Source organism: Priestia sp. SIMBA_032, from assembly GCF_046535215.1.
In the GTDB taxonomy this organism is placed as follows: domain Bacteria; phylum Bacillota; class Bacilli; order Bacillales; family Bacillaceae_H; genus Priestia; species Priestia aryabhattai.
Window position 1 is genome coordinate 1 of record NZ_JAWRXD010000994.1, and the last position, 259, is coordinate 259.

1 protein-coding gene is annotated in these 259 nt (G+C 43.2%); it reads left to right on the forward strand.

Annotated features, from left to right (window positions below; translation table 11 throughout):
• Window positions 1-259: RAMP superfamily CRISPR-associated protein (locus SB717_RS37335; RefSeq protein ID WP_410908158.1), on the forward strand; the 259-nt coding region annotated here is incomplete at both ends.

Genomic DNA, 259 nt, shown 5'->3' on the forward strand with positions numbered 1-259 from the left:
CTTTCTTCCGGGAAGTAGTCTAAAAGGTGCAATTCGCGCACATACCGAACGTATTGTGAGAACTGTTGGGAAAGATACACATCCTGAAAACAATTCTAACGAACTTTGGGCTAACGATCCCCTCAATGACGATTATAGCTATTTAAAGAACGCGAAAACGGGTTCTGAAGTTTATTGTTTATCTTCGTTCACCGATCGAATGTTTGGAAATACTTCGATCGCCAGTCGGGTTCGGATTGAAGATGCTTATCCCGCTCCG